This is a genomic window from Vibrio stylophorae (assembly GCF_921293875.1).
Classification (GTDB): Bacteria; Pseudomonadota; Gammaproteobacteria; order Enterobacterales; family Vibrionaceae; genus Vibrio_A; species Vibrio_A stylophorae.
Window position 1 is genome coordinate 659,141 of record NZ_CAKLDI010000001.1, and the last position, 23,502, is coordinate 682,642.

Genomic DNA, 23,502 nt, shown 5'->3' on the forward strand with positions numbered 1-23,502 from the left:
CATCAGGTTGGCATTTTTAAATAGTATGCGTGTACTGTCGTTTTTAAATCACTCACTTAGTGATTCAAATTGCGCCTGAGAAAAAACCACGAATCTAGAGCAGTTCTCGGTGCGCCATGGACTTAAATTGGGCAAAGGTTTGGCACTGTGACAGCGCTTTCCCCGCACGTTTATTGACTAGCGTGAGAAAGAGATCGTATAGCCCCAGCGCTTCTTCATAGTCATCTTTGCTGAGCGCCATAAAAAAGATCAGGTAGGCTTTTTCGCCATTGCCCCAATCAATGCCGCGCGGCGCAGCCACGGTATAAACCAAGGATTTGTGAGCAAAAAGCTCAATGGAGTGCGGCAGGGCAATATGCTCTCCCATCATGGTCGAGACGATCACTTCGCGCTCTTTTAATGAGTCATAGTAACCCACTTCAACCAGCTGCTCTGTTTCTAGCTGAGCACAAACGCGCTGAAAGAGTTGTTGCTGATCCAGTGCTTCATCAAGATATAAAAACTGCTCTGAGGCAAAATATTTTTCCAATAGATAGGGACCGGTGCGGTCAACCAACACCATCTTACCGAGCTCTTCTAGCTGATGCTGGGTTGGAAAAGGATCTATCACAAACTGCGGTAATTCGATGCGACTTAAGGTGCTGGTGGTGATCAGCAGGTTTGCTTCGCTTGGACGCATGGCATCGATCTGTTCAAGATGGTGCACTGTGGTCAGCTCAAGCTGTGGATAGTGACGATGAATAATGGATTCCAAGCCACGGGCAATAGCATTGCTCGAGTCACAAAAGAGCAGCGCCTTGGGTACCTTTTGTCCCAAGCAGTGATTGCGCTCAAGACCTACCCCCACATGGATCACCAGATAGCCAATCTCGTGTTGGGTCATGGTGTAGCCCGTTTCGCGAATCCAATCAGCAATGGCAGCTAGCGTAATATCATAGGCCAGTGGATAGTGCTGTTTGATATGTTCGGCTAGTGGATTGACCGTTGGTACATCATGTTTAACGCGAATGATCATATGGCTGATATGGGTGTTGAGATCGCGCTGCAATTGGTGATCTTCACGAATATCATAGGGATAGTGTTGGTGAATATATTGCAGAATATGCTGAACCAAAGCCTGCGCTTCTGCGATAGCGCGCGGGCTGAGCGGGTGCTGATTGGGGGAGATCCGCGCTTGAATATGAATGGCCAGTGCCAGTACTTCAAATTCATTGACCGGATGCTGTGTTGGCAGCAGTGCAAAAATCGCATCGGCAATGGGCAAAATGGTTTCCGCCACATCCTCTTTGGGAAAATCGGTGAGGGTGTGATCGCAGCTTAAGCGGTGCAGGGTGACCGCGGCATAGATTGCCAACCATTGCAGGCCATCATCATTGATATAAAGTGAGGAGGCGCTGAGCGCATCGCGAAATCGTCCCACCAAGGCTTGCTGCGCGGGCGCAGGAAATAGGCTGCTAATCAAACCTGCACTTTGTTTGGACTCTTTATGTTCGGCATAGATAATTTGCGCTAAGCGTGCGCGAATTGCGGTTTCTCGGCCAATCACCCGCATACCAAGGCGTGGTTTACTTTCAATGATAAGGCCGAGTGAGGCCAGCTGCGCGCGCACATCGGTCATCACCCCTTGTACGGCGGTGCGGCTTAAATTCCAGGTTTCGGCAAGATCGTCTAATTTGACCCAGCTACTGGCTGTGAGTAGCAGCACCTGAATTTGGATAATGCGTTCTTTGCTGGTGCGCGGCGTTGGCGCAACGTCATGAACGTTAGCTTGAAAATGTTCAAAAGCTTCTTGGTTATATATTTTTAGTTGATATCCGTTGCCGCGTTGATGAATCAAGTGGGCGCCGTGGTTGACCATCACGTTATTGAGGGCGGCGACATCTGTGCGTACGGTTCTTGTCGATACGTTAAGACGTTGCGCGAGTTCATCTTGGGTGAGCGGGGTGCTCGAAACGGCGTCTAGGAGATGAATCAGCCGCGGGTGGGGAAGCTTAGACATTCGGTTTTCCTGTCTTCTGTCACTGCAGGCATGCGGCTTAGCGCGATCAACATTGAGCCGCAAACAAACAATAAGCCGAGGCGTGACCTCGGCTTATTTTTACGTTTCATTTAGCATGAAAGTAATTGTTTGGTCATCTCAAGCAGTGTTTTCACATCTTCAGGGCGGGTGTTGCCAGTTGAAGAATCGATAATTGAACTGTAGATGTGAGGTATAACCTTCTCAACGCCAGCATCCAAGGCAATTTTCAAAATTTCTTCAAAATTTGTTAAATCGATACCGCCAGTTGGCTCAAGCCAGAAGTTGTTGCGTGCACAGGCTTTTGCCACTTCTTCATATTCATCGCGGCAAGCAAGGCCATTCATTGGGAAATACTTCACTGAGCTACAGCCCATATCTTGTAGCATCGCGATCGCAGTATCTACAGGGACAATGGCATCGGCCATGGTTGAGCTCTTAGGGCCGGTTGAGATTTTTACCATGCCCACAGTGCCAGTTGGTGAGATCAAACCGTTCACCACAGTGTCATTTTGACCTAGCGCATTGCGGCTTGGACCTACGCCAGTAAACACTTGGTTGACGTGTTGTGGCTGCAAAATACCTGCAAGCTCAGTCACCATATTGGACTGCTTTGGATCGCCTGCGCCCAAACCGATAGACAGTGCGTTATTGATTTTTTCAGCGCACTTTTTCATGTCTTCAACGGCACTTGGTACATCTGGGTAGCTCTTTGACAGCATACCAACCAGCACGTGACCTTCTGCTGCTTGATAAATATCCACAGCATTGTCGTGAGAGCCAGCAAGAACGTTAAGGCAAACGCGGTCAGCATAAAAATTAGGGGTCAAAGACATCTGATTACTCCTGAGTTAATTGGGTCATGGCAGCGAGCACTTGAGATAGCTGTGCTTGAGAGACGCTGCGCACGTCAAATTCGATGGTGCCTTCATTGGCTTTATAGGCACGACAATAAATGGCTGGATTGCCCTGTTGCAGTTTGCTCACGGCTTCTTTTGCGCTCATGCCAAAAGCGGCGGCGTCAAAGTTCACTTCTGCACGAGCGATATCGCGACCTGCGCTATCCCACACTACGCGTGAGCGAATGCCCGTGAGCGCATTGAGACCGTCGATAAATGGGGTCATTTTGCTCACCATCTCTTGGCCGGTTTCTTGGCTGCGCTGCAGATAAATTTCAATGGCGTGGGTGAGGCCTAAAATGCCTTCCTTACCCACTTTCATGGCGCGACCAATGCCCGCAGATTGCTGTTTGACCCACTCGACATATTGGTGCTTACCAATCACTAAACCGCTGGTCGGGCCCTCAATGGCTTTAGCGCCACTGTAGATCACCAGATCGGCACCTTGCTGGTAGTACAATTTCAAATCTTCTTCTGCCGCCGCATCGACAATCAGCGGCACTTGGTGCGCCTTGGCAACTTCTGCGGCTTCAGCCACAGAGAGCATGCTCTTTTGTACGCAGTGGTGCGATTTGATATAGACAATGGCAGCCGTATTGGCATTGATTGCGGCGCTAAGTTGCGCGGCGCTACATTCGTTGGCCCAGCCAGCTTCAACTACGCGGCCACCGCCCAGTTGAATCATGGTGCCCACTGGCGCGCCAAAGTTGACGTTATGGCCCTTGGCAATGACGATTTCGTTCGGCACGGCGTGCGCATGGGCATGAAGATTTTCCAAGCGATAGGCATCGCCACGAACAATCATGGCAGCGACAGATTGGGCGATCCCAGCTGAGGCGCAGGACACCACCACGGCATTTTCAACATCAAGCAAACGAGCGATATATTCACCGGTCTTATTGACCAGATCTTTCATTTCAAAGTAGTGATTGACGCCAAAGCACAGGGTATCCACGACTTCAGGTTGCGGCGTGGAAACGCCTAATGCGGTCATACGGCCAGAGGCGTTAATTACCTCTTTGAGATTGTATTTTTCAAGCGTTGAAGACATTCGCATCTTGTCCTTTTTCGGTCACAATCAACTTGCCGCCGACAATGGCCGCAAGGGGAGTAAAACGTTGTTGGCCCTGCTTGCTGCAACCTTCGGTATCGGTGAAGGTCACCTCGGCTGATTCCAGATCGTACAGGGTTAAATCAGCATCTTGGCCCACCGCCAATGTGCCTTTGTTGTTTAATTTTAATGCCTTGGCCACATTGGTTGTGACGCGTTCAATAATGGCCTGATGACTTAAACCTAAGGTTAAGAACATCGACATCAGGTGCGCGAGACCATATACCGGGCCATTGAGGCGATTTTTACAATAGATATCTGAGCTAATGGTGTCGGGCAAAATGCCGCGGGCGATGGCAAGCTCGGCCACTTCAAAGCTAAAGCTGGCACTGCCATGGCCAATATCGAGGGTCATACCGCGCGCAATCGCGGCTTTTACTGCATCGCGAAGCTCACCTTCAGGGGTCAAAATACGGTTAGGTTTGCCATTAAAGCAGTGGGTCAAAATGTCACCCGCACCCAGTTTTTCAACGATCTCATCCAGCGTTGGTGGCGCGTTACCCACGTGTACCATCAGTGGAATATGCTGACACTGGTATTGCAGTAATTTGGCATCTTCAAGTGGGGTGAGGCCGTTTTCGCCGACCACGCTGCCACTCATGCGCGCTTTAATGCCGACGATAAAATCAGCGTATTTGGCGATGGCGGCGCGGTTGCGCTCGGCATCGATATCGCGGCGATCGGCCAACTCGTTTTGGCGAAGTAAACCAATACGAGAAATATTCAGTAGGGCGCGTACGTTGGTTTGGCACTGGGCCGCCAGCGTCGCGAAATCATCGATATCATCGGTGCCAGCGCTGCCAGCATCCACTACGGTGGTGACGCCACCAGTGACGCCAATGGCATCGGGCTGGTCATGATAAATCGGAGAGTTGGGATAACAGTGGGTGTGCCCATCAATCCAACCAGCACTGACAAAGTGACGTCCTTTTAGATCAATGCGTTGGGTTGCTTCGTCGTCAATGTTGCCCACAGCGCTGATGATCCCATGGGTAATGGCGATATCTTGCTGTGTGCCATCTGCTAGGCGGGCATTTTTGATTAGTAAGTCATACATAAGTGGGCTCTTTACCCCCACCTTGCGGTGGGGGATTGCAGTGAAAAATTACAGTGCGATTGGGAACATAGTACCGAGGGCCATGGCACCTAGGATGGCACCGCCAGTGATTGGTTTGCCCCAAACGTAGAACACCAATGCGCCAAGTAGAGAGCCAATACCGATTGGAATTGATGCGCCCATGGCTGACAGAATGATCAATGGACCAAGGAAACGACCTGAGCTGTTACCTGCGCCCATCATGACGTCTGCACCATAAGTGGAGTCGCTTTGGTTGATGGTGAATTTACGCGCCAGAATAATCAGGCCACCAATCGCCATACCAATCACCATGCCGGTAATTAGTGATGCGGTGAAGTTCTCCACTGGATACACGATGCCAGCGCCGAGCAGCAAGGCTGGCACACCCAGACCGACACCAGTTTGAATAGCGCCGCCGATATCCAAAATACCGACCAAAGAGCCTTCGATAATACGTGCAAACAAGAAGCTAGCACCAAAGGCTGCAACCGCGCCGTATGCACCGGTGTCCATGCCTGCGCGAAGCATTGATACGAACGCAACTTCGTTAAATGCGCCGACGCCGTAGAGGTAGTACATATGGGTACCAGCAAAGACACCCGCAGAAAGTAGGCCAACAAAAAACGGGAAGGACCAGTCGGCATACCAGAAATTATTTTTCATTTTTTCATCCATGGTGATTCCCCTTATTTACCACTGATGCTGAGGTGAAGTTGGTCAAGCCACATCGGAACTTGCAAATGGAATGATTTCAGTAATTGCACATCAAAGCCGCGGAAGAATGCGCTCATTGCAAATAGTGCGATGATGGCGCCCATCATGATCTTGGTGACTTTATTCCAGCCACTTTCTTCCACACCCTTACCAACCAAGATGCCAAGCACCAGACCTGGTACGGCGTTGCCCATAATCAGTTGTGCTAGACCACCAAAAATGGTTGCCCAAAAGCCAGATTTTTTGCCCGCTTCAATGGCTGCAAGCCAGAAAATAACTGGCATTACTGTGTTCACCAGCAAGTTGGCTGCAGGTACCAAAACCTTTACGGCGGTCACTTGCAATGCGGCTGGTACAGCGGCTGCGGTGGAGTTCAAGAAGGCAACGACGATGGCACCGACGATGGCACAAGCAATACCCATGCGTTTTGGATCGTGCATGGTGGTCGCGAGATCGCGGTTTTTAATCATCAGCGCTGCAGCACCCCAGTTGGGTAGGATGCGATGGTCAACGTCTTGTGTGAATGCGCCAGCTGCGACAGTAGAAGCCCATGCGTTAAAGAAGAAACCAAGGCCAAAAGAGAAGTGAGATGCTGGATCGCCTTCACAAGAGTTAAGCTCGCCGAGCGTACGGAATGCGCCCATCCCTTGCACGGTTGGCGCATGGAACATTCGCGCGGCGCCGACACCGACCCCGATGCCGACTAAGCCACCAATAATGATGGACTTCAGGAGAATGACAGTGAACATGGTAGAGTCCTTAGCGTTTCATGTTAGCGTTGAAAGTCGACCTGCTCGACATCGATGTAAGTCAGGTTGACAGTGACCTCTAGCTTGACGCGATATTGCTGACGCTTTCTCGGCAGAAAGAAAAAGAGGAATTTTTCCGTTCTTTCTTTTTCTTCAGCGCTGAGAACCTTGACGTCTTGTGGCTCAATCCGGAGGAGTACTTTCTGGTTATTTTTAAGTAATGTGGGTTGTATCTGGCTCAAGGCAGCCGCAAATGCCTGCTGCCTTGTTTCGCCTTGTCCACTGACGATCACGTCAGTAGTGAGCTGTTTTTTCATGCGTTCAAACCGTGTTTGGCAATAAACGCTTTGACCAATTTTTCGCCCAGCTCTTCTTTGTCCATAAAGCCGAAACCAAGCACGATGCAACCATCGTTAATTGCTGTGATCCCTTCTTCAATCGAGCGCATGCCGTAACGACACTTGTAGCCATATTTGGTTTGCGCAGTGATGGCACCAGCGCCGCCGCTACCACAAAAAGAGATGCCAAGGTCAGCTTGTTGCTGGTTCATCACATCGCCCAGTTTCATATCTGCGGCCATGCCTGGAATCACAGTAACTTCAGCGCCTGCGTTTTCTGCGCCTGCACCTACTTTTTGGCCTTTACCCATGCGATCGCCGATAACAAGTTTGATTACTGACATGATGATTCTCCTTTAGGGGGACTTAATTCGTTTTCTTTTGCGACTTCAAAATGGACCGACAACAGGTGTGCTTCTTCGTAAGCTAGGTTGTCCATCCAACTGCATACTTGCTCTGCCAGGCTCAAGGCCAGCTTGGAGATCTCGTCAAACATCTCCATGTCGAGCTCAGGCAATGATTCACCGCTATAAGCGCGCCAAGCCATTGCTTTGATATGTGTGGCCAACATTTTTTGTTGGAGTGAATCGGGGTAGATCCCGTGCTCGCCCAAAAGAGCGATGGCTTTTTCTGTAACCGTTGCACCTTGCTCAATAATTTCGGCGCTTTCGGGGGTTAGTGCTGCTTGTTGCAAGAGTGTCTCTCCAGACGTTGTTGCGTTGAGGTAAAGATAAAGTGGAAGTGAAAGCGAGAGGAGTGTGGTTTTTTCCAGTTGAAAGTGGAAAGGCAAAAAAAGTGTGCGTTAGCGCAGTATCGAGTGTGAGTTAAGTCAAAAAAAATGGTGTTTTTTAAGAAAAAAAGTGTGAGTTCTGTGGTCTTTTTGTTGGCAAAGAAAAGAGTGATGGAATTTGCGTTCGATCACAAAAGTCCTGTTTTCCATTTCAACTGGAAACAGGCGACGCATTCTTTGATGCGCTTTATGTGGTCATAAATAGAACCGCAAACAGATGCTCAAAATAGTCTTAAAGAAAGGGGATGGGTGAGCCAATAATGGCGCGAGGTAAGTTAAAAAGGCTAAGAAAGGCTAAAAGTTGTGCAAAAAAGAAATAAGCCCTTGGTGATAAAAAGAGGATAAAAAGAAGGGAAAAAAGAAGAGAAAAGAGCGTTTAACCATTGATGGCGAAACGCTACCGAGATACATCTAAAGCGCTGTTGCCGAGCGCCTAAGCAATACTGCATTTAATTCACATCATGGAATTAGAGCACAGCCGCATCAAAGCAATCTTGATTGGCCGATAATACAAAGGCATCCAGCGCGGCTTTCTTGCCTTCATGGGTTGATGCAATTGGCACAGTGTAGGCTTGTTTAACCAAAGCGGTTGAATATGCCGCTTGTTTGCCAAGCTGCGCCATCACAGATAACAGCATCGCTTTATCTTCGCCATTTTGTCGCTCTTGCATAATCAGCGCCGCCGTATTTTCAGCAATATAGGTGCACACCACGCGGGCTATTTTCTTTCGATCCCCTGATTGATGCGCTTCAAGCTGATCCGCCTCGGTCACCGTGATTTTCGGCAGATCCGCATCGGTCAAAAACTCAGATATTGACTCAGCCGCATTCGCCGCCGTATTGATGGAGAAAAGCGCCGCCGCGCATAGTGTTATGAGTGGTTTTATGTTCATTCGAGATTCTTTGTGGCACAGGCTTGTGGTACATATCAAATTTAGGGCAATAAAAAAGGCCACCCCTTGCGGGATGGCCCTTTCCAAACGTTTGGTGGAGCTGGCGGGATTCGTGTTCTACATAGACGACCGCTTATTAAATCCATGTAAAATATGAACTAATTTTTAGTTGAAGTACAGTGGTATCTGTAGTTTGTACCTCAAAATTGTATCGTGAAAATTTATGAAAGAGTCTAGATAAAATAAAACAGGGAATGAGGAGAAGGGCTAAAAATAGGGAGACAACAGGAGCGTATAGCTCTTGCATCTCCCTTTGAGGTTAGCGTGCGCGTTTCTGCGCAAGTTTGTCGGCTAACTCGTTTAGTACGTGGCCTGAGTGACCTTTAACATGCTGGAAATCAGCCTTAAGCTTTCGTACTAGCTCGTGTGTAGGCTGGATAATATCAACATGTTTAACTGGTTTGTTTGATGAGCTTTTCCAGCCTTTGCTAATCCAGCCATTGATCCATGTTTTAAAACAGTTAATAGAATATTGGCTGTCTGATAGGACGATTACATCTGTTGTGTCTAATATCTGTTCGGCACTGTCAACAAGCTTTAATCCTTCGGTGATGGCTAATAATTCAGCTCGTTGATTGGTTGCTAGACAGCCAGTGATAGATCCTGCATTTGCATTAATGTTCAGATTGCCGTCTTTTGTTTTATAGACAACGATAGCAGCCCATCCTGCTTTAGATGCTTCGTTAGCTTTAATGTGGTTTGTCTTACATGCGCCATCAGTCGCAATGATGATGGTATCTACAGGAACGCTAGACATGTATTTTTCAATTGATAGGCGAGTCGTTGCTGAAGGTTTTAATTTAGGCTTTGTCATGGAGTTAGTCTTTCATTTGGTAGCGCCATCAGATCAGCAATCACCAAGACACACCAACAGCTATGACTAACTGTGTCTGGTGTACCTGATGACGCTTTCAGATGAAACGTTGGATTTATGATGAGTCACTGTCACAGATTGCTGCTGTGTGCAGTGAGTAGAGAGAAGTGATTCACTATGGAATGGTGTCTAGAACAGACAGAATGAAACGATTATAAAGAATCTTAGAGATAATCTTAGAGATATCTTAAAGCAATCTTAGCTCCCCTATCCATAGGCAAGGAAAATAGTAAGCACCAGCAACTGATGCTTGAGTAATCTATAGACTAGAGTATTCATTTCCAAAGTGAATCTATAGGCAAGGAAAACTAATCAGACAGATGTGTGTTTACCTAATAAATTGATTTATAAGATTAACATGTCTGGCGTTACTGTTTCAGATAGCGATAGAGAGTAGCGATACCAACACCAGCCGCTTTGGCTGCTTTTTCTTTTGATAGTCTGTTCTCGTTAATTAGTTTTAGTGCTTCTTCACACTTGCGGACAGTTGCTTGTGACTGCTGCTTTCCTTTGTACTTACCCTCACTCTTTGCTCGTTCAATACCAATACGTTGCTTGTCTAATATCTCCTCACGTTGCATCTCAGCAACAGCAGCTAGTGTGGTTAAGACAAGCTTACCTGTAGAGCTAGTGACATCTATCATTCCAAGATCGTCTACATGAACAGCTACACTCTTTTCTTTCATATCCTCAATGAATTGCAATACCCCAGTAGTTGTACGACCTAAACGGCTTACAGACAGAACTAAGATACTGTCTCCCTTGCGTACTGTTGTACAAAGACTATTGAAGACAGGACGATCTATAGTCTTGCCTGACTCTTGCTCCATCATGACGATAGCGTTAGACCACTTCTTAAGTAGATGATCTGCCTGCTGCTTTACGTTTTGATCTGTTGTAGAGGTACGAGCGTAGATATATTGAGTCATGGCCTATCACTTAGTTACTATCAGTAAGGTGGTCTTATGATAATGCTATCATTTAAGTTGTCAATGATCTATATGATAGTCATGACGTGTATCTATCATAAGGGTTTAGTCTATTGATAGATGTATGCGCATCTTCAGAGGTGATAACGGAGAGTAGTTGATTTTTTTGGTGGATTGCAGATTTGCGTGGGCGGGGGAGTCCTGAGTATGTTTGTATATAAGTATATGCCCTCAGATTTTTCTAACAAATTAGCCCTCGCCCACTATTTGATCACTTAGCCGCAGCCATGTAGCAGTCGTAATTCACAGAGAAGATGAAGTCATCTAAGGCTTGTTTCTTGCCCTTGTATGTAGTGGCTTTAGGTATGGCGTAGGCTCGCTTAACGAGGACGGCTGCCAATGCTTCCTGACCTTCTATCTGCTGTGCCGCTGCGAGAGCTACAGCCTCATCTGTGCCGTTCTGGCGCTCCTTCATGATAACCGCAGCGGTATTCTCGGCAATATAGGTGCAGACAGCATAAGCTATCTTCTTCTTGTCCCCTGATTGCTGGGCTTCGATAAGGTCTTCTACAGTGACCGTGCTTTCTGGATAGCTCTCTTTGGTCAGCATAGGCTCCCATCCAGACAGATCTATCTTAGTCTTCTGGGTGGTCTTCTCAGCGGTCTTCTGTGGGGGCTTTGGGGTGTCTTGTGTGGTTTTCTGTGTGTCTGTATTAGCGCAGGCTGATAGAAGTAAAGCGGCGCATAGAGAGGCGAATAGTTTAGTTTTCATTGGGATGTGGTGCTGCTTAGAGAGAAAAATAAAGGTAGCAGATATTGCTTGAGCAGCAGCCAAGTAGGTGAACAAAGCTGCCGCAACTACTTCCTGACCAATACATAGATTTGGTATCCAGTACTGGTCAGTCGGTGTGATATTAATGCATATGAGTTATAAGACTACTGTTAATCACGATATATTTCATAAATAGTGGTTTAGTAACTGCTAGGAAATGGTAAGAGGTTCATATATTCCGTCAATTTCATCAGTGTGTAGCCAGAGCCGTATGCAGCACTAACGCTATCATCAGTCCACCCCGCGATTTGCTTAAATGCAGCCTCAGGTATGTTCGCCGATAAGGCATAGTCTTTGAAGTTATGACGCAAACTATGGAATGTGACTTTGTCTTCCTTGAGTTCTTGCTTCCTTGTGAAATTAGCATAGCGTTTACTGTATATGTCTGAGCGGTAGCCTGTTGCTTTGGATGTTGGTACATCAAATAGTGTTTCAGTCTTACTTTCCTTCGCAAAAGTGACAAACCCTAGTTTAAGTAGACTATTCGGAATAGGTACCTGCCGGATAGAAGAGAGATTTTTTACTGCCTTACCATCATCCTTGTTTACATCGATATACCAAATTCCTTCAGGTGACTGCCTTATGTCGGCAGGTGTTAGCTGAACTATTTCATTCATGCGAAGACCACAAAGACCTAAACGAACAGTCCAGTAATGCTTAGTGCCTTTGGTCAAATTTAGTAGTTTGTCTAATAGTTCAATTGGGTATGGGAAGCGCTTGTCTTTGTTCGCAACTGTTTTCTGAAGACGAATTTTTTCTGCTGGATTGATACTCATCCATGATTCTTGTATGCAGAACTGAAAGAAGGCGTGAAGCGCTTCTAATCGTTGATTTACTGACGTTATCGATAAGGATGGGAGGTGAGAGAGGCTGTCTTCACGTACTAGGTTATAAATTTCAGATAAAGACAGAGCTCGTGTTTCAGGTTTCTTTTTGATGTTAGCTGGTAGCTTTGAGAGCAGAGTTCTTAGTTCGCGGATATGCGTGCGGTTAATTGAGTTTAATGGGCAGTCTTTACCAATTAGTGCGCTCAGAGACTCTAATGCAGACGTATAACGTTGCTCTAATTTTAGACTCATCGGTTTTTCAGAATGCTTGTTGTCTAAGAATTGATTAAAAGCATCCACCAGCAATGGTGCTTCTTTAGATAGTTCGTAAGGTCGGATTATAGCTAAGTCAGGATACAGCTGACTCATCTCTTGCTGAAGCTTCAACGATAATGGGTGTGTGTACCTTGATATTAACTGAAATAGCTTTACCTTTTGCTCCAAAGGAAGAGTTGCAACTAGTGACTTTTGTTCTGATGACATGGATGCTAATACGCTAGTCCATAAACCATCCTTAGTTAGTTTTAATTGTTTGTCGCTGTCGCTGTTCTTTAAGTCGGCTGAGGTAGTGGCAAATAAGTAGCGTTCTTCATCTAGCCCTTTTAAGAACATATCAACAATGTGATCAGGCTTATCTTCTACTTGCTGTGCGAGGTCTTTAGTTGTAGCAAGCCAGCTATTAGCAGTTATTAATGCCAGATTGGAGAGTTTAGCTAGTGGTGTAGGCGAGCTTGTCTTTAGAGAAGATTCGTACTGCTCGAATTCAACTGCTAGTCGAGCTGAATGTAACGATGCAATACGTTTAGCTTCAGATGAATTATTTGTCTTAAGCGAGAATTTGATATGAATTTTATTGTTGTAAAACTGCTTTATTGAGGCAGGTATACGACGCTGATAGTAATAGATACCGCTCTTTCCACGACGATATAGATGCATACTGTTGTCTCTCTTTGTATATCATCTATGTACCACAGTTTTACTCCTTACCTAGCTTTTCACTATGTCTCTAAAAACAAGAAAGCTCGCTAAGTCATTGACCCAACGAGCTTTCCTTGCACCCTAAGGTGCCTTCGTATACGAATTTGGTGGAGCTGGCGGGAGTTGAACCCGCGTCCAAAACCAGTCTAACTAATGGCGCTACATGCTTAGTTTGTCTTTAATCTCGTCAAAACACTGCGGGCAAACACGCCATGCCAAGACATACCCGAATTGAGTTTAACGCTTCAGCTCTCGAGTCAAAACATCCACGCGATCCTGTTTGGGTTTGACTGCCCTAAATCCCCGTCCTACAGGCTGAGGCTAGGGAGGGCAGGCTCTGAGCAGGTTATTAAGCTGCTAGTGCGTAGTTTTCGTCGTTTGCGACTATTTTTTTGCGGCTTTTTAGCGAGGCCAACCGCACCTCGGCATGCTCCACGAGCCTTCGTGATCCTGTCGAATCCTGAATCAGCCCCTGAATTAAGCAAACTCTAACAGAAAAAACGGTGCGGTCAAAGGCTTTGACTCGCACCGCTTGATGGTTGCTTGTTTTTTCGGCGATTTTTATTTCAAAACACGCAGTTACAGCAATCTTTCACCGTCGAGTGACTATCGAAGGCTGCCTTTCATAATGCGCGCCTTATCGCGCTGCCAATCGCGCTCTTTGGCGTCGGCACGTTTGTCGTGCAATTTCTTACCGCGTGCAGTACCGATTTTCACTTTCACCCATGAGGCTTTCCAGTACATGGTGAGTGCAACAATGGTTTGCCCTTCGCGATCAACGCCTGCGGCAAGTTGTTCAAGCTCACGGCGGTTGAGTAGCAGTTTACGAACGCGGGTTGGATCGGCAACCACGTGGGTGGATGCTGCTTGCAGCGGCATGATCTGTACGCCAGAGATAAAAGCTTCGCCGCCGCGCAGGAATACGTAGCTTTCAGAGATGTTTACTTTCCCTTGGCGAATCGCTTTAACTTCCCAGCCTTGCAATTCAATGCCCGCTTCATATTCGTCATTAATGGCGAATTCAAAGCGCGCGGTGCGGTTTTTGGCAATGGTATTACTGCCAGGTTTACTTGGTTTTTTAGCCATATTTATTCTGTCCCAGTTGTGCTGGTCGATGGCGTGCTGAGTCTTATTAAGGATGCTTCGCACTGCCCCTGCGCGGCACCGTTTTGGCTCTGCGCTTGCTAATGGTATCATCGCTGTGTGACTTGTTCATAGTGGCTTGTCAGCAATTCCAGTTGAACTGTGGAATTGAATGAGAATCAATGAATTGGAGAGGTTATGGCAAACGTCCATCGCAGTGCTTTGGTGCCATTTAGCGCAGAGCAGATGTTTTTGCTGGTCAATGACGTCGCTGCATATCCCGAATTTTTGCCGGGCTGTCAAAGTTCGCAGGTGCTTTCTGAGTCCAAAGAGGGGATGATGGCCCGTGTTGATGTGGCCAAAATGGGTATTAGTAAATCTTTTACGACCCAAAACACCCTTATTTGGGGTCGTGAAATTGGCATGAATTTAGTCGATGGTCCATTTCGTTCTTTGCATGGGCATTGGCGTTTTGAGCCTATTGATGATGACGCCTGTCATGTGGAATTGAGCCTAGAGTTTGAATTTACCAGCCCTCTTATTGAGATGGCTTTTGGCCAAGTATTTAAAGAGTTGACCCATAATATGGTCAAAGCATTTAGTCAGCGAGCGCACCATGTCTACCAATCCTGTTCCTTTGCTTCATGTTGAAGTGGCTTATGCATTGCCTGCGCGCCAGCAGGTTTATCATTTGGCGGTGACACCAGACTCCACGGTGGAAGCCATTATTCGCCAAAGCGGTGTTTTGGAAACCTTCCCTGAGATTGATTTAGCGGTCAATAAAGTGGGGATTTACAGTCGTACGGTGCAGCTAGCTGCGTCTGTGCAAGATGGCGATCGCATTGAAATTTATCGTCCACTGATTGCTGATCCTAAAGAGATTCGTCGCAAACGCGCTGCCCAAGCCGCTGCTGCAAAAGAGGCGGCAAAAGAGTCTGATCAATAGTCAGTGCTTGAGTTATGTTTCGTGTTTACAAACACCTGAATCAACAAAAAGAGCGCATCAGCGCTCTTTTTATTTGCCGTGAAGCGAGGCTAAATCGCGCCTTAAGATTTACGGGGGCGCTTTTTATTGCCTGTGTTTTTGCTTATAGCTTTTTTCTGGGCTGGCTCTGCGGGGCTTAAAATCTTCACCTGTTTGATCATGTTGTCAGAGATCGTAACCAGCTCCATGCGATGACCACGATAGCGCAGACACAGCGGGTGATCGGGAATCTCTTCTAAGTGTTCAAGAATCAAACCATTGAGAGTGCGCGGGCCATCGGTAGGCAGTTTCCAGCCCAAGCTTTTATTGATGTCGCGAATGTTGGCACTGCCTTCAATGAGATAATCGCCATTGGGTAGCGCTGCAATCTCATCGCTTAAACTTGGCGCGGTGGAGGTGGTGAACTCTCCAACGATCTCTTCCAGAATATCCTCTAGAGTAATCAGTCCCAGAATATCGCCATACTCATCGACAATCAGACCAATGCGCTCTTTATTACGCTGAAACTTCAGCATTTGGGTATTGAGCGGTGTCGCTTCAGGAATGAAATAGATCTCATCAGCGGCGCGCAGCAAGGTTTCTTTGTTAAATTCGTTTTTTTCCATCATAAAACGATAGGCTTCGCGCACACGCAGCATGCCTACGACATCATCAATTTGGTCGCGGTAGAGCACCAAACGGCCATGGGCGGCATGGGTTAGCTGGCGAACGATGGACTTCCAATCGTCATTAATATCGATGCCGACAATCTCGTTACGCGGCACCATCAAATTATCCACGGTGACATGCTCTAAATCGAGAATGGAGATTAGCATCTCTTGGTGGCGCTGCGGGATTAAACCGCCAGCTTCATTGACCACGGTACGCAGCTCTTCTGAGCTCAGCGGATCTTCGTCTTGGCGGTTCACTTGAATGCCAAAAAGACGCAAAAATCCATTGGTGATGAGATTGACCAAGAGCACCAGTGGTGTCAGAAGGCGCATTAAAAATGACAGCAGCACGGAGCTGGTAAAGGCGATTTTTTCTGGGTAACGCGCGGCAATGGTTTTTGGGGTGACTTCAGCGAACACTAACACCACGAGGGTTAAAATACCGGTGGCGATGGCCACGCCGAGATCGCCGTAAAGGCGCATACCCAAAATGGTGGCAATGGCGGAAGCGAGAATATTCACCAGATTATTACCGATGAGGATCAGGCCAATGAGTTTGTCTGGGCGCACCAGCAGGGATTCCACGCGCTTAGCACCACGGTGGCCTTGATTGGCGAGGTGACGCAGCTTGTAGCGATTGAGTGCCATCATGCCGGTTTCAGTACCGGAAAAATAGCCGGAGATAACGATTAAGCAACCAAGAATAAAAAAGAGTAGGCCGGTGGAAATTTCGTCCACTGAAGTATCCTTTGTGACCAATAGGAAGGGTTATTAGCTATGAAGCATGGCACAAAGTCAAGTGAGCGCCAGTATCTCTACTGGCGCATTGATTGGCTTTAGCTGAGGATCACTTCTTTGACGAAACGGCTGCCAAAATAGGCAAGCGTGAGGAGAAATGCGCCAATTAAGCTGTACCATACCGCATGGCGACCACGCCAATTACGCTGGTAATGACCCCAAATTAGTAAGCTGTATACACACCATGCGAGCATTGAAAGGATCGCTTTATGTGCTTTGCCTTGGGCAAAAATATCTTGCACAAAAAGAAGCCCTGTCACCAAGGTAATGGTGAGCATGGCTTGGCCAATCAGCAATAATCGAAACAATTGACGTTCAATACGCATTAATGGCGGCAAATTTGGATTGGGCACCAAATCTTTTTTATTCTTTAAGCGATAGTCCAGCCACACCAGTTGAATGGCGTAGAGGGTGGCTATCATCAAAGTTGCGTAGGTAAAAAGCGCCAAAGAGATATGAATCAGCAAGCTGGGATTGGCTTGTAGGTGCGTGAGGTAGTTGCCTGGAATAAAGGCGGCACCCAATTCATTTAAAATGGCGGCGCTATAAACTACAGGTAGTAAAAACCAGACGCGGGTGCGCGGAATTGCGATGGTGGTCGCAAGGGCAATCAAAAAGCTGATCAGTGAGGCGACATTTAAAATACTTAAATTTTGCCCACCACCGGTCAGAATGAGGTCGTGGAGTAACCAACCATGACACAAGAGCGCGGCACCAGCGGCAAATAGTACCGGATGGCGTCGAATGGGATGCTGGTGTGCCAAGCCTGGAATCACCAGTGCGATGGCAGCGCCATAGAAAAGCGCGGTCACAGTTGAGAGAAGAATTTCCATAGACTTCCGTGCTTCATTTGAAATCAAGTCGCCCAGAGTATACCTTGCTGCCACAAATGTCGCTATTGCTACATGAAACCTTGCATGGTTTCAGGGTATACTGCCGACAATTTTCGCGAAGCTGCGATTAAGACTGATGCGAGTAGAGATGCATGTTTGAGAATTTAACCGAGCGTTTATCGCGTACGCTGAAGAACATCAGCGGCCGTGGCCGTCTCACGGAAGACAATATTAAAGAAACCTTGCGCGAAGTGCGCATGGCCCTTTTGGAAGCTGACGTTGCCCTCCCTGTGGTACGTGATTTCGTTAAGCAGGTCAAAGAGCGTGCGGTCGGCTTAGAGGTTTCAAAAAGCCTGACACCAGGTCAAGAGTTCATCAAGCTGGTTCAATCTGAACTAGAAAGCGTGATGGGCAATGCCAATGAGGCGCTTGATCTTGCGTGTACACCGCCAGCAGTGATTTTGATGGCGGGTTTGCAAGGTGCTGGTAAAACTACCAGTGTGGGCAAACTGGCAAAATTCCTCAAAGAGCGTCACAAGAAGAAAGTCTTGGTGGTCTCTGCGGACGTGTATCGCCCTGCGGCGATTAAACAGCTGGAAACATTGGCTGCAGATATCGATGTGGAGTTCTTCCCATCGACGATTGAGCAAAAGCCAATTGATATCGCGACCGCTGCCATTGACCATGGTCGCATCAAATTCTTTGATGTGGTGATCGTCGATACTGCCGGCCGTTTGCACGTTGATAGCGAAATGATGGATGAAATCATCGAGCTACACGGTGCGATTAATCCAGTTGAGACCTTGTTTGTGGTTGATGCCATGACAGGTCAAGACGCGGCTAATACTGCGAAAGCCTTTAATGATGCATTGCCACTGACCGGTGTGATCCTCACCAAAGTAGACGGTGATGCGCGTGGCGGTGCGGCATTGTCTGTGCGCCATATTACCGGCAAGCCAATTAAATTCTTGGGTATGGGTGAAAAAACCGATGCGCTAGAGCCATTCCACCCAGAGCGCGTGGCTTCACGTATTTTGGGCATGGGCGATATGCTGTCGCTGATTGAAGATATCGAGCGCAATGTCGACCAAGAAAAAGCGCAAAAAATGGCGCAGAAATTCAAGGAGAAGAAAAGCTTCGACTTGGAAGATTTCCGCGACCAATTGCAGCAGATGAAAAACATGGGCGGCATGAGCAGCTTGCTGACCAAACTGCCGGGTATGTCTCAGCTGCCTGCGAATTTGCAAGACCAAGTGAATGATCGCGAATTTTTGCGTATGGAAGCGATCATCAACTCCATGACCCCAGGTGAGCGTCAGCGTCCTGATATCATCAAAGGCTCGCGTAAAAAGCGCATTGCCATGGGCTCAGGTGTGCAGGTGCAAGAGGTGAATAAATTGCTTAAGCAGTTCACCCAAATGCAGAAAATGATGAAGAAAATGCAAAAGGGCGGCATGCGTAACATGATGCGCCAAATGAAAGGCATGATGGGTGGCGGTGGCTTCCCAGGTATGTAACCTGACACATAATTTTAAAAGCCTTGGAATGAGACTCTGGCCCCGCTGAATACCCTGTGTATCAGCTGTGCAAACAATTGGCGAAAAAGTCGCTAAAGAAGTTGCATTTGGTCACACAAAGAGTAAAATTCCGAGGCTTTTTATTTTGGCAACGACCCCGTCTTGGCGGGGTTTATTTTATTCAAGTAATGCAAAGAGGACGATATGGTAACCATTCGTTTGGCACGTCACGGCTCTAAAAAACGCCCATTCTATCAAATCGTTGTAGCTGATGCTCGCAACAAATCAACTGGCCGCTTCATCGAGAAAGTTGGTTTCTTCAACCCAATCGCAACTGAGTCTGAAGAAGCTCTACGCGTTGACCTAGACCGTGTTAATCACTGGGTTGGTCAAGGCGCATCTCTATCAGATCGCGTTGCGACTTTGGTAAAAACTGCTTCTAAAGCAGCTTAATTGGAACCATCTATGAGCAAGCAAGACAACCTCATCGTGGTTGGCAAGCTGGGTGCCACTTATGGCATTCGCGGCTGGCTCAAAGTGTTTTCATTTACTGAAAATCCAGAAAGCATTTTTGACTACCAGCCTTGGTTTGTGAAAGCGCAAGGCGAGTCAGTGGTTTATTCAGTCGAAGACTGGAAACGCCACAATCAAGGGCTAGTTGCGAAACTAGCAGGCCTAGAACAGCGTGAGGACGCTCAAGCATTAACCAATGCTGAGATTTTGGTTCCTGCCGATGTTCTTCCAGCTCTGCCAGAAGATGAATTCTACTGGCGTGATCTGATGGGCATGAATGTCGTCAATACCAAGGGCTATAACCTTGGTACGGTCAAAGACATTCTTGAAACTGGCTCTAACGACGTACTCGTTGTTGAAGCCAACTTGAAAGATGCTTTTGGTAAAAAGGAACGTTTAATTCCGTTCCTTCCTGAGCAAGTCATTCTCAATGTAGATTTGGCCGCTCAACGGATCGAAGTTGACTGGGATCCTGGTTTTTAACTTCAAATGAGGAGAACAACATCATGAAGGTTGGGGTGATTAGCCTGTTTCCTGAGATGTTCCGTTCAATAACCGATTTTGGAGTCACCGGTCAGGCGGTAAAAAAAGGGTTATTATCGGTTGATACGTGGAATCCTCGTGATTTCACCCACGATAAACACCGCACAGTGGACGATCGTCCCTATGGTGGTGGGCCTGGTATGTTGATGATGGTGCAGCCTTTAACGGATGCAATCCACGCAGCAAAACAAGCCGCAAACGGCAAGGCGAAAGTGATTTATCTGTCACCACAAGGTCGAAAACTCGACCAAGAAGGTGTGCAAGAGCTGGCGCAAGAGCAGAATTTAATTCTTATCTGCGGTCGCTACGAAGGGATAGATGAGCGCGTGATTCAAACCGAAGTCGACGAAGAGTGGTCTATCGGGGATTTCGTGCTGACAGGTGGTGAACTTCCAGCCATGACACTGATTGATGCTGTGGTACGTTTCGTACCGGGTGTTTTAGGTGATATGGCCTCGGCAGAAGAGGATTCTTTTGCCAATGGATTGTTAGACTGCCCGCACTATACAAGACCGGAAGAGCTTAACGGCTTAACGGTTCCTGAGGAACTTCTATCGGGGAACCATCAGGCAATTCGCCGCTGGCGATTACAGCAATCGCTAGGTCGGACTTGGTTAAGAAGACCAGAGCTTCTGGAAAACCTAGCTCTGACTGACGATCAGGAACAATTATTGGCTGAGTTTATTCGCCAACGTCCTGATAAATAGAACTTAAGCTTCAGTTTAATCTAGGGTATTGAAAAATGAGTAACATCATCAAAGCGCTCGAAAACGAGCAAATGAAACAAGACGTACCTGCGTTCCGCGCGGGTGATACCGTTGTTGTTCAAGTTAAAGTTAAAGAAGGCGAGCGTGAGCGTCTTCAGGCATTTGAAGGCGTAGTTATCGCTAAGCGTAACCGTGGTCTTCACTCTGCATTCACCGTTCGTAAAATCTCTAACGGTGAAGGCGTTGAGCGTACTTTCCAAACGCACTCTCCTGTTGTTGACAGCATTTCTGTGAAACGTCATGGCGCAGTACGTCGTGCGAAGCTTTACTACCTACGTGATCGTTCAGGTAAAGCAGCACGCATCAAAGAGCGTCTAAACGTTAAAAAATAATCGCGACGTTTTATAACCCGCGTATACGAAAAATAAAAAGCGTTAAAACCCGCCAGTTGGCGGGTTTTTTCTTATTTGGCATTTGTGCTGAACAAACGGGAAAGGGCGAACTTTAGCAGAAGAATATTGCGTACGCAGCGTAGCCTACAGCGGCAAAGGCGAAAAGGAAAAATGCGTAGTCGATCAGACCTTTTTTAGGTGCTTCCATCTCAGGGGTATAGCCACAATGGATGCAGTGATCTGCAGTATCTGAAATCTCTTTATTGCACTCAGGGCAGTTGATTAGCGCCATGAAATTAATCCGTTAGTGATAAAAATGTCATTTTATAATTGGCGCTGTAAACAAACATCAACTGGATTAAAAGATAAGTAAAGATGACATGTCAGCTACGATGATGATCACGTTATATCTGTTTAATCATGAGCCTTGATGCGAGGTGTGGCGAGCCATAAACTTTGTTACACTGAGGCCGTTTTCCTTCACCAGTCGATATCAAGATGAGTCAGCAGCAAAGCGCCGCGGCGCGCTACTTCCTACAACAGATGGATCTGCCGGTTTGGCAGCTGCGCAATTCCCATGTATTTGCGCAAGCGTCGACTGCCATCACCTTGCCTGAAACCGCACAATTACTCTTAGTCAGTGAGACGCAGCCACAAGGTGAAACCCTGGTGCTGGTTGAAAAGATTCTCTCCACCATGAAGCTCAAAGCTGAGCAGGTAGTATGGATGGCGCCTGAGTCATTGCGTCAGCTATCGGCACATCAGCTAACTTGGTGCTGGTGCGCCCTTGAACATATGCCAGCGCTACCCGCGTCCCTTGAGGGGATTAAAGCGCTACATTCATGTACCTTGCAGCGACTATCGACCGATGATTCTGCTAAGCGTCAGCTATGGCAGCAGATTAAGCAGCAGCTTACCCAAACTCAGCAACAATAAAGATTCACTATGTCCACATCTGAATTTAAGCCCATGCATCCCTCTCATTTGGATGCCATTCGCCGTATTGAACACGCCGCACATTCTCATCCTTGGGCTGAGAGTCACCTGAGCGATATTGAGCGACGTCTAGGTCGCAACCAAGTGCTGCTCGTAAATGGCCAAGTCGTGGGCTATTTTTACGCCCAGCTGGTGGCAGGTGAAGGGACATTGCTGAATCTCGCCGTTGACCCAGCGATGCAAGGGAAAGGCTATGGCCGCGCACTGATGAATCAATTACTCGCGCTATTAGAGCAAGAGCAGGCTGAATCGCTATGGCTTGAAGTGCGCGCCAGCAATACCCCAGCTATCGCGCTTTATGACAGTTGCGGCTTTAATGAGATCAATCGCCGAGTCGATTACTACCCAACAGCAGATGGCCGTGAAGATGCAGTGATCATGGTGGCATATTTAGCGCAGGGTGATGATGAGGACGATCTGAGCTTTGCTGAGCTCTTGGGTTAAGCATCTCGGGATAATAGATTCGCTGCAATTTGCGATCAAACAAGGCCTCGAATATAGAGGTCTTTTTTATGGACGATCTAACTGATTTTTGTATTGGCTTGGCGTGATGGCAAACTGCTTTCGAAAGGCTGCACTAAAGTGGCTCATATTGCTATAGCCCAAGGTGGTTGCTGTTTCGGTCACATTGTAGGAGTGCAGTAATTGCTGCGCTTTTTCCATACGCTCTTGCTGAAAATCGGCATAAATACTGGTTTGATAAAGGGCTTTATAACCGCGTTTTAATTTGCAAAGGCTCAGCCCCACAGCATCAGCAAGTTCAGCAAGGCTGGGCGCGAGACTGAGATCGGTTAATAAAATAGACCGCGCTTTACGAAGCTGCATTTTGTCATGTGCGGTTAAACGGCAGGGCTGATCTTGACGGGCAAAGGCTTGAAAATGCCAATAGATGTAATTAAGTACCGCGGCATGGATCAGCAGGTGCTGCGGGTTGGGATGCTGAAGTAATACGCACAGTTGCTGCGCATAGCCAAAGGCCTTTTGATAATGATAGGTGTGATAGACAAAGCCGGTGTCTTGCTCATTAAAGTTCGCCAATTGTGGCCAATGACGCGTCATATAGTGCGGCGCGACCATCACTGACAGGCAACTAAAATAAGCTGATTCAAGCACATGAAATTGCTGCTTGCCATGCATTAATCCGGTGATTAGATCGCCCGTGCGACAGTAAAGGGGGCGCTGATCAATTCGCGCATTTAATTCACCATCCAGCATACAATTCAAATGCACATACTGCGCATTACCGCGAAAGGTTTGGCGCGGCGCATTAGTGCTGTGGCTCCAACATACGGCCAGCCCAGGTTCTAGCTGATAAAAACACTCAGCCAGTGGGGCACTTTGTTGGGGTGATTGAGGCATTAATTGGCGCGCAGTCATCGGGATTACAGCAAAGAGA

At 47.3% G+C, this 23,502-nt stretch carries 28 protein-coding genes and 1 other RNA gene; 9 read left to right on the forward strand and 20 right to left on the reverse strand.

What is annotated here, in order from left to right:
• Positions 1-94: 94 nt before the first annotated feature.
• The 16 genes from L9P36_RS03010 to smpB all read right to left on the reverse strand — a co-directional run bounded on the left by L9P36_RS03010 (position 95) and on the right by smpB (position 14,175).
• Positions 95-1,999 (reverse strand): BglG family transcription antiterminator, encoded by a 1,905-nt coding sequence (locus L9P36_RS03010; protein WP_237464790.1) that lies wholly within the window; start codon positions 1,997-1,999, stop codon positions 95-97.
• 110 nt (positions 2,000-2,109) lie between these two features.
• Positions 2,110-2,853: a 2-dehydro-3-deoxy-phosphogluconate aldolase gene (gene dagF, locus L9P36_RS03015; protein WP_237464792.1), complete on the reverse strand. Its 744-nt coding sequence runs from the start codon at positions 2,851-2,853 to the stop codon at positions 2,110-2,112.
• Positions 2,854-2,857: 4 nt separating this feature from the next.
• Positions 2,858-3,967 carry a DgaE family pyridoxal phosphate-dependent ammonia lyase gene (locus L9P36_RS03020; RefSeq protein WP_237464794.1) on the reverse strand — a complete coding sequence of 370 codons (1,110 nt, stop codon included), beginning with the start codon at positions 3,965-3,967 and terminating at the stop codon, positions 2,858-2,860.
• Positions 3,951-5,084 carry an amidohydrolase/deacetylase family metallohydrolase gene (locus tag L9P36_RS03025; protein ID WP_237464796.1) on the reverse strand — a complete coding sequence of 378 codons (1,134 nt, stop codon included), beginning with the start codon at positions 5,082-5,084 and terminating at the stop codon, positions 3,951-3,953. The genes L9P36_RS03020 and L9P36_RS03025 overlap by 17 nt, the downstream gene beginning before the upstream one ends.
• Before the next feature lie 48 nt (positions 5,085-5,132).
• The gene (locus L9P36_RS03030; RefSeq protein ID WP_237464798.1) at positions 5,133-5,780 is read right to left on the reverse strand and encodes a DUF4310 family protein; all 648 of its coding nucleotides are present in this window, start codon (positions 5,778-5,780) and stop codon (positions 5,133-5,135) included.
• Positions 5,781-5,791: 11 nt separating this feature from the next.
• Positions 5,792-6,568, reverse strand: a complete 777-nt coding sequence (locus L9P36_RS03035; RefSeq protein ID WP_237464800.1) for a DUF4311 domain-containing protein — start codon at positions 6,566-6,568, stop codon at positions 5,792-5,794.
• A gap of 23 nt (positions 6,569-6,591) precedes the next feature.
• On the reverse strand, positions 6,592-6,885 hold the full coding sequence (locus L9P36_RS03040; protein ID WP_237464801.1) for a DUF4312 family protein: 294 nt from the start codon (positions 6,883-6,885) through the stop codon (positions 6,592-6,594).
• On the reverse strand, positions 6,882-7,250 hold the full coding sequence (locus tag L9P36_RS03045; protein WP_237464803.1) for a glycine-rich SFCGS family protein: 369 nt from the start codon (positions 7,248-7,250) through the stop codon (positions 6,882-6,884). Before L9P36_RS03045 ends, L9P36_RS03040 begins: the two co-directional genes overlap by 4 nt.
• The gene (locus tag L9P36_RS03050) at positions 7,241-7,600 is read right to left on the reverse strand and encodes a transcriptional regulator (RefSeq protein ID WP_237464805.1); all 360 of its coding nucleotides are present in this window, start codon (positions 7,598-7,600) and stop codon (positions 7,241-7,243) included. Before L9P36_RS03050 ends, L9P36_RS03045 begins: the two co-directional genes overlap by 10 nt.
• 563 nt (positions 7,601-8,163) lie before the next feature.
• Positions 8,164-8,589, reverse strand: coding sequence for a hypothetical protein (locus L9P36_RS03055; protein WP_237464807.1), 426 nt, complete (start codon positions 8,587-8,589; stop codon positions 8,164-8,166).
• A gap of 319 nt (positions 8,590-8,908) precedes the next feature.
• Positions 8,909-9,463: a ribonuclease H family protein gene (locus tag L9P36_RS03060; protein ID WP_237464809.1), complete on the reverse strand. Its 555-nt coding sequence runs from the start codon at positions 9,461-9,463 to the stop codon at positions 8,909-8,911.
• Between the two features lie 428 nt (positions 9,464-9,891).
• The gene (locus L9P36_RS03065) at positions 9,892-10,452 is read right to left on the reverse strand and encodes a recombinase family protein (RefSeq protein ID WP_237464810.1); all 561 of its coding nucleotides are present in this window, start codon (positions 10,450-10,452) and stop codon (positions 9,892-9,894) included.
• Positions 10,453-10,723: 271 nt separating this feature from the next.
• Positions 10,724-11,062 (reverse strand): hypothetical protein, encoded by a 339-nt coding sequence (locus L9P36_RS03070; RefSeq protein WP_237464812.1) that lies wholly within the window; start codon positions 11,060-11,062, stop codon positions 10,724-10,726.
• 362 nt (positions 11,063-11,424) lie between these two features.
• Positions 11,425-13,047 carry a DUF6538 domain-containing protein gene (locus tag L9P36_RS03075; protein WP_237464814.1) on the reverse strand — a complete coding sequence of 541 codons (1,623 nt, stop codon included), beginning with the start codon at positions 13,045-13,047 and terminating at the stop codon, positions 11,425-11,427.
• 147 nt (positions 13,048-13,194) lie between these two features.
• Positions 13,195-13,562: a transfer-messenger RNA gene (ssrA, locus tag L9P36_RS03080) on the reverse strand.
• Positions 13,563-13,695: 133 nt separating this feature from the next.
• Positions 13,696-14,175 (reverse strand): SsrA-binding protein SmpB, encoded by a 480-nt coding sequence (gene smpB, locus L9P36_RS03085; protein ID WP_237464816.1) that lies wholly within the window; start codon positions 14,173-14,175, stop codon positions 13,696-13,698.
• A gap of 195 nt (positions 14,176-14,370) precedes the next feature.
• On the opposite strand from smpB, the gene L9P36_RS03090 reads away from it, so the two are divergent.
• Together L9P36_RS03090 and L9P36_RS03095 are read left to right on the forward strand one after the other, a co-directional pair.
• Entirely contained in the window at positions 14,371-14,823 is a 453-nt protein-coding gene (locus L9P36_RS03090; RefSeq protein WP_237464818.1) for a type II toxin-antitoxin system RatA family toxin, read from the forward strand.
• Positions 14,789-15,118, forward strand: a complete 330-nt coding sequence (locus L9P36_RS03095; protein WP_237464820.1) for an RnfH family protein — start codon at positions 14,789-14,791, stop codon at positions 15,116-15,118. Before L9P36_RS03090 ends, L9P36_RS03095 begins: the two co-directional genes overlap by 35 nt.
• A 101-nt stretch (positions 15,119-15,219) precedes the next feature.
• Here the strand turns inward: L9P36_RS03095 and L9P36_RS03100 are convergent, their stop codons facing one another.
• A complete protein-coding gene (locus tag L9P36_RS03100) occupies positions 15,220-16,545 on the reverse strand; it encodes an HlyC/CorC family transporter (RefSeq protein ID WP_237464822.1) in 1,326 nt (441 codons plus the stop codon).
• Between the two features lie 98 nt (positions 16,546-16,643).
• Complete coding sequence (locus L9P36_RS03105; RefSeq protein WP_237464824.1) at positions 16,644-17,438, reverse strand: cytochrome C assembly family protein; 795 nt, start codon at positions 17,436-17,438, stop codon at positions 16,644-16,646.
• Between the two features lie 152 nt (positions 17,439-17,590).
• On the opposite strand from L9P36_RS03105, the gene ffh reads away from it, so the two are divergent.
• The 5 genes from ffh (at position 17,591) to rplS (ending at position 21,110) form a co-directional block, all read left to right on the forward strand.
• Complete coding sequence (gene ffh, locus L9P36_RS03110; RefSeq protein WP_237464827.1) at positions 17,591-18,955, forward strand: signal recognition particle protein; 1,365 nt, start codon at positions 17,591-17,593, stop codon at positions 18,953-18,955.
• A gap of 204 nt (positions 18,956-19,159) precedes the next feature.
• Positions 19,160-19,408, forward strand: a complete 249-nt coding sequence (gene rpsP / locus L9P36_RS03115; protein WP_237464829.1) for a 30S ribosomal protein S16 — start codon at positions 19,160-19,162, stop codon at positions 19,406-19,408.
• Between the two features lie 12 nt (positions 19,409-19,420).
• Entirely contained in the window at positions 19,421-19,951 is a 531-nt protein-coding gene (gene rimM, locus L9P36_RS03120; RefSeq protein WP_237464831.1) for a ribosome maturation factor RimM, read from the forward strand.
• 23 nt (positions 19,952-19,974) lie between these two features.
• A complete protein-coding gene (trmD, locus tag L9P36_RS03125; RefSeq protein ID WP_237464833.1) occupies positions 19,975-20,718 on the forward strand; it encodes a tRNA (guanosine(37)-N1)-methyltransferase TrmD in 744 nt (247 codons plus the stop codon).
• A gap of 35 nt (positions 20,719-20,753) precedes the next feature.
• Positions 20,754-21,110 (forward strand): 50S ribosomal protein L19, encoded by a 357-nt coding sequence (rplS, locus tag L9P36_RS03130; protein ID WP_237464834.1) that lies wholly within the window; start codon positions 20,754-20,756, stop codon positions 21,108-21,110.
• A 112-nt stretch (positions 21,111-21,222) separates the two neighbouring features.
• On the opposite strand, the gene L9P36_RS03135 is transcribed toward rplS, so the two are convergent.
• Positions 21,223-21,402 (reverse strand): zinc-ribbon domain-containing protein, encoded by a 180-nt coding sequence (locus tag L9P36_RS03135; protein ID WP_237464836.1) that lies wholly within the window; start codon positions 21,400-21,402, stop codon positions 21,223-21,225.
• Between the two features lie 206 nt (positions 21,403-21,608).
• Here L9P36_RS03135 and L9P36_RS03140 point away from each other — a divergent pair, with 206 nt between their 5' ends.
• Complete coding sequence (locus tag L9P36_RS03140) at positions 21,609-22,046, forward strand: DNA polymerase III subunit psi (protein ID WP_237464838.1); 438 nt, start codon at positions 21,609-21,611, stop codon at positions 22,044-22,046.
• Positions 22,047-22,055: 9 nt separating this feature from the next.
• A complete protein-coding gene (rimI, locus tag L9P36_RS03145) occupies positions 22,056-22,550 on the forward strand; it encodes a ribosomal protein S18-alanine N-acetyltransferase (protein WP_237464840.1) in 495 nt (164 codons plus the stop codon).
• 66 nt (positions 22,551-22,616) lie between these two features.
• Here rimI and L9P36_RS03150 read toward each other — a convergent pair whose 3' ends face one another.
• The gene (locus L9P36_RS03150; RefSeq protein WP_237464841.1) at positions 22,617-23,465 is read right to left on the reverse strand and encodes a helix-turn-helix domain-containing protein; all 849 of its coding nucleotides are present in this window, start codon (positions 23,463-23,465) and stop codon (positions 22,617-22,619) included.
• Between the last annotated feature and the right edge of the window lie 37 nt (positions 23,466-23,502).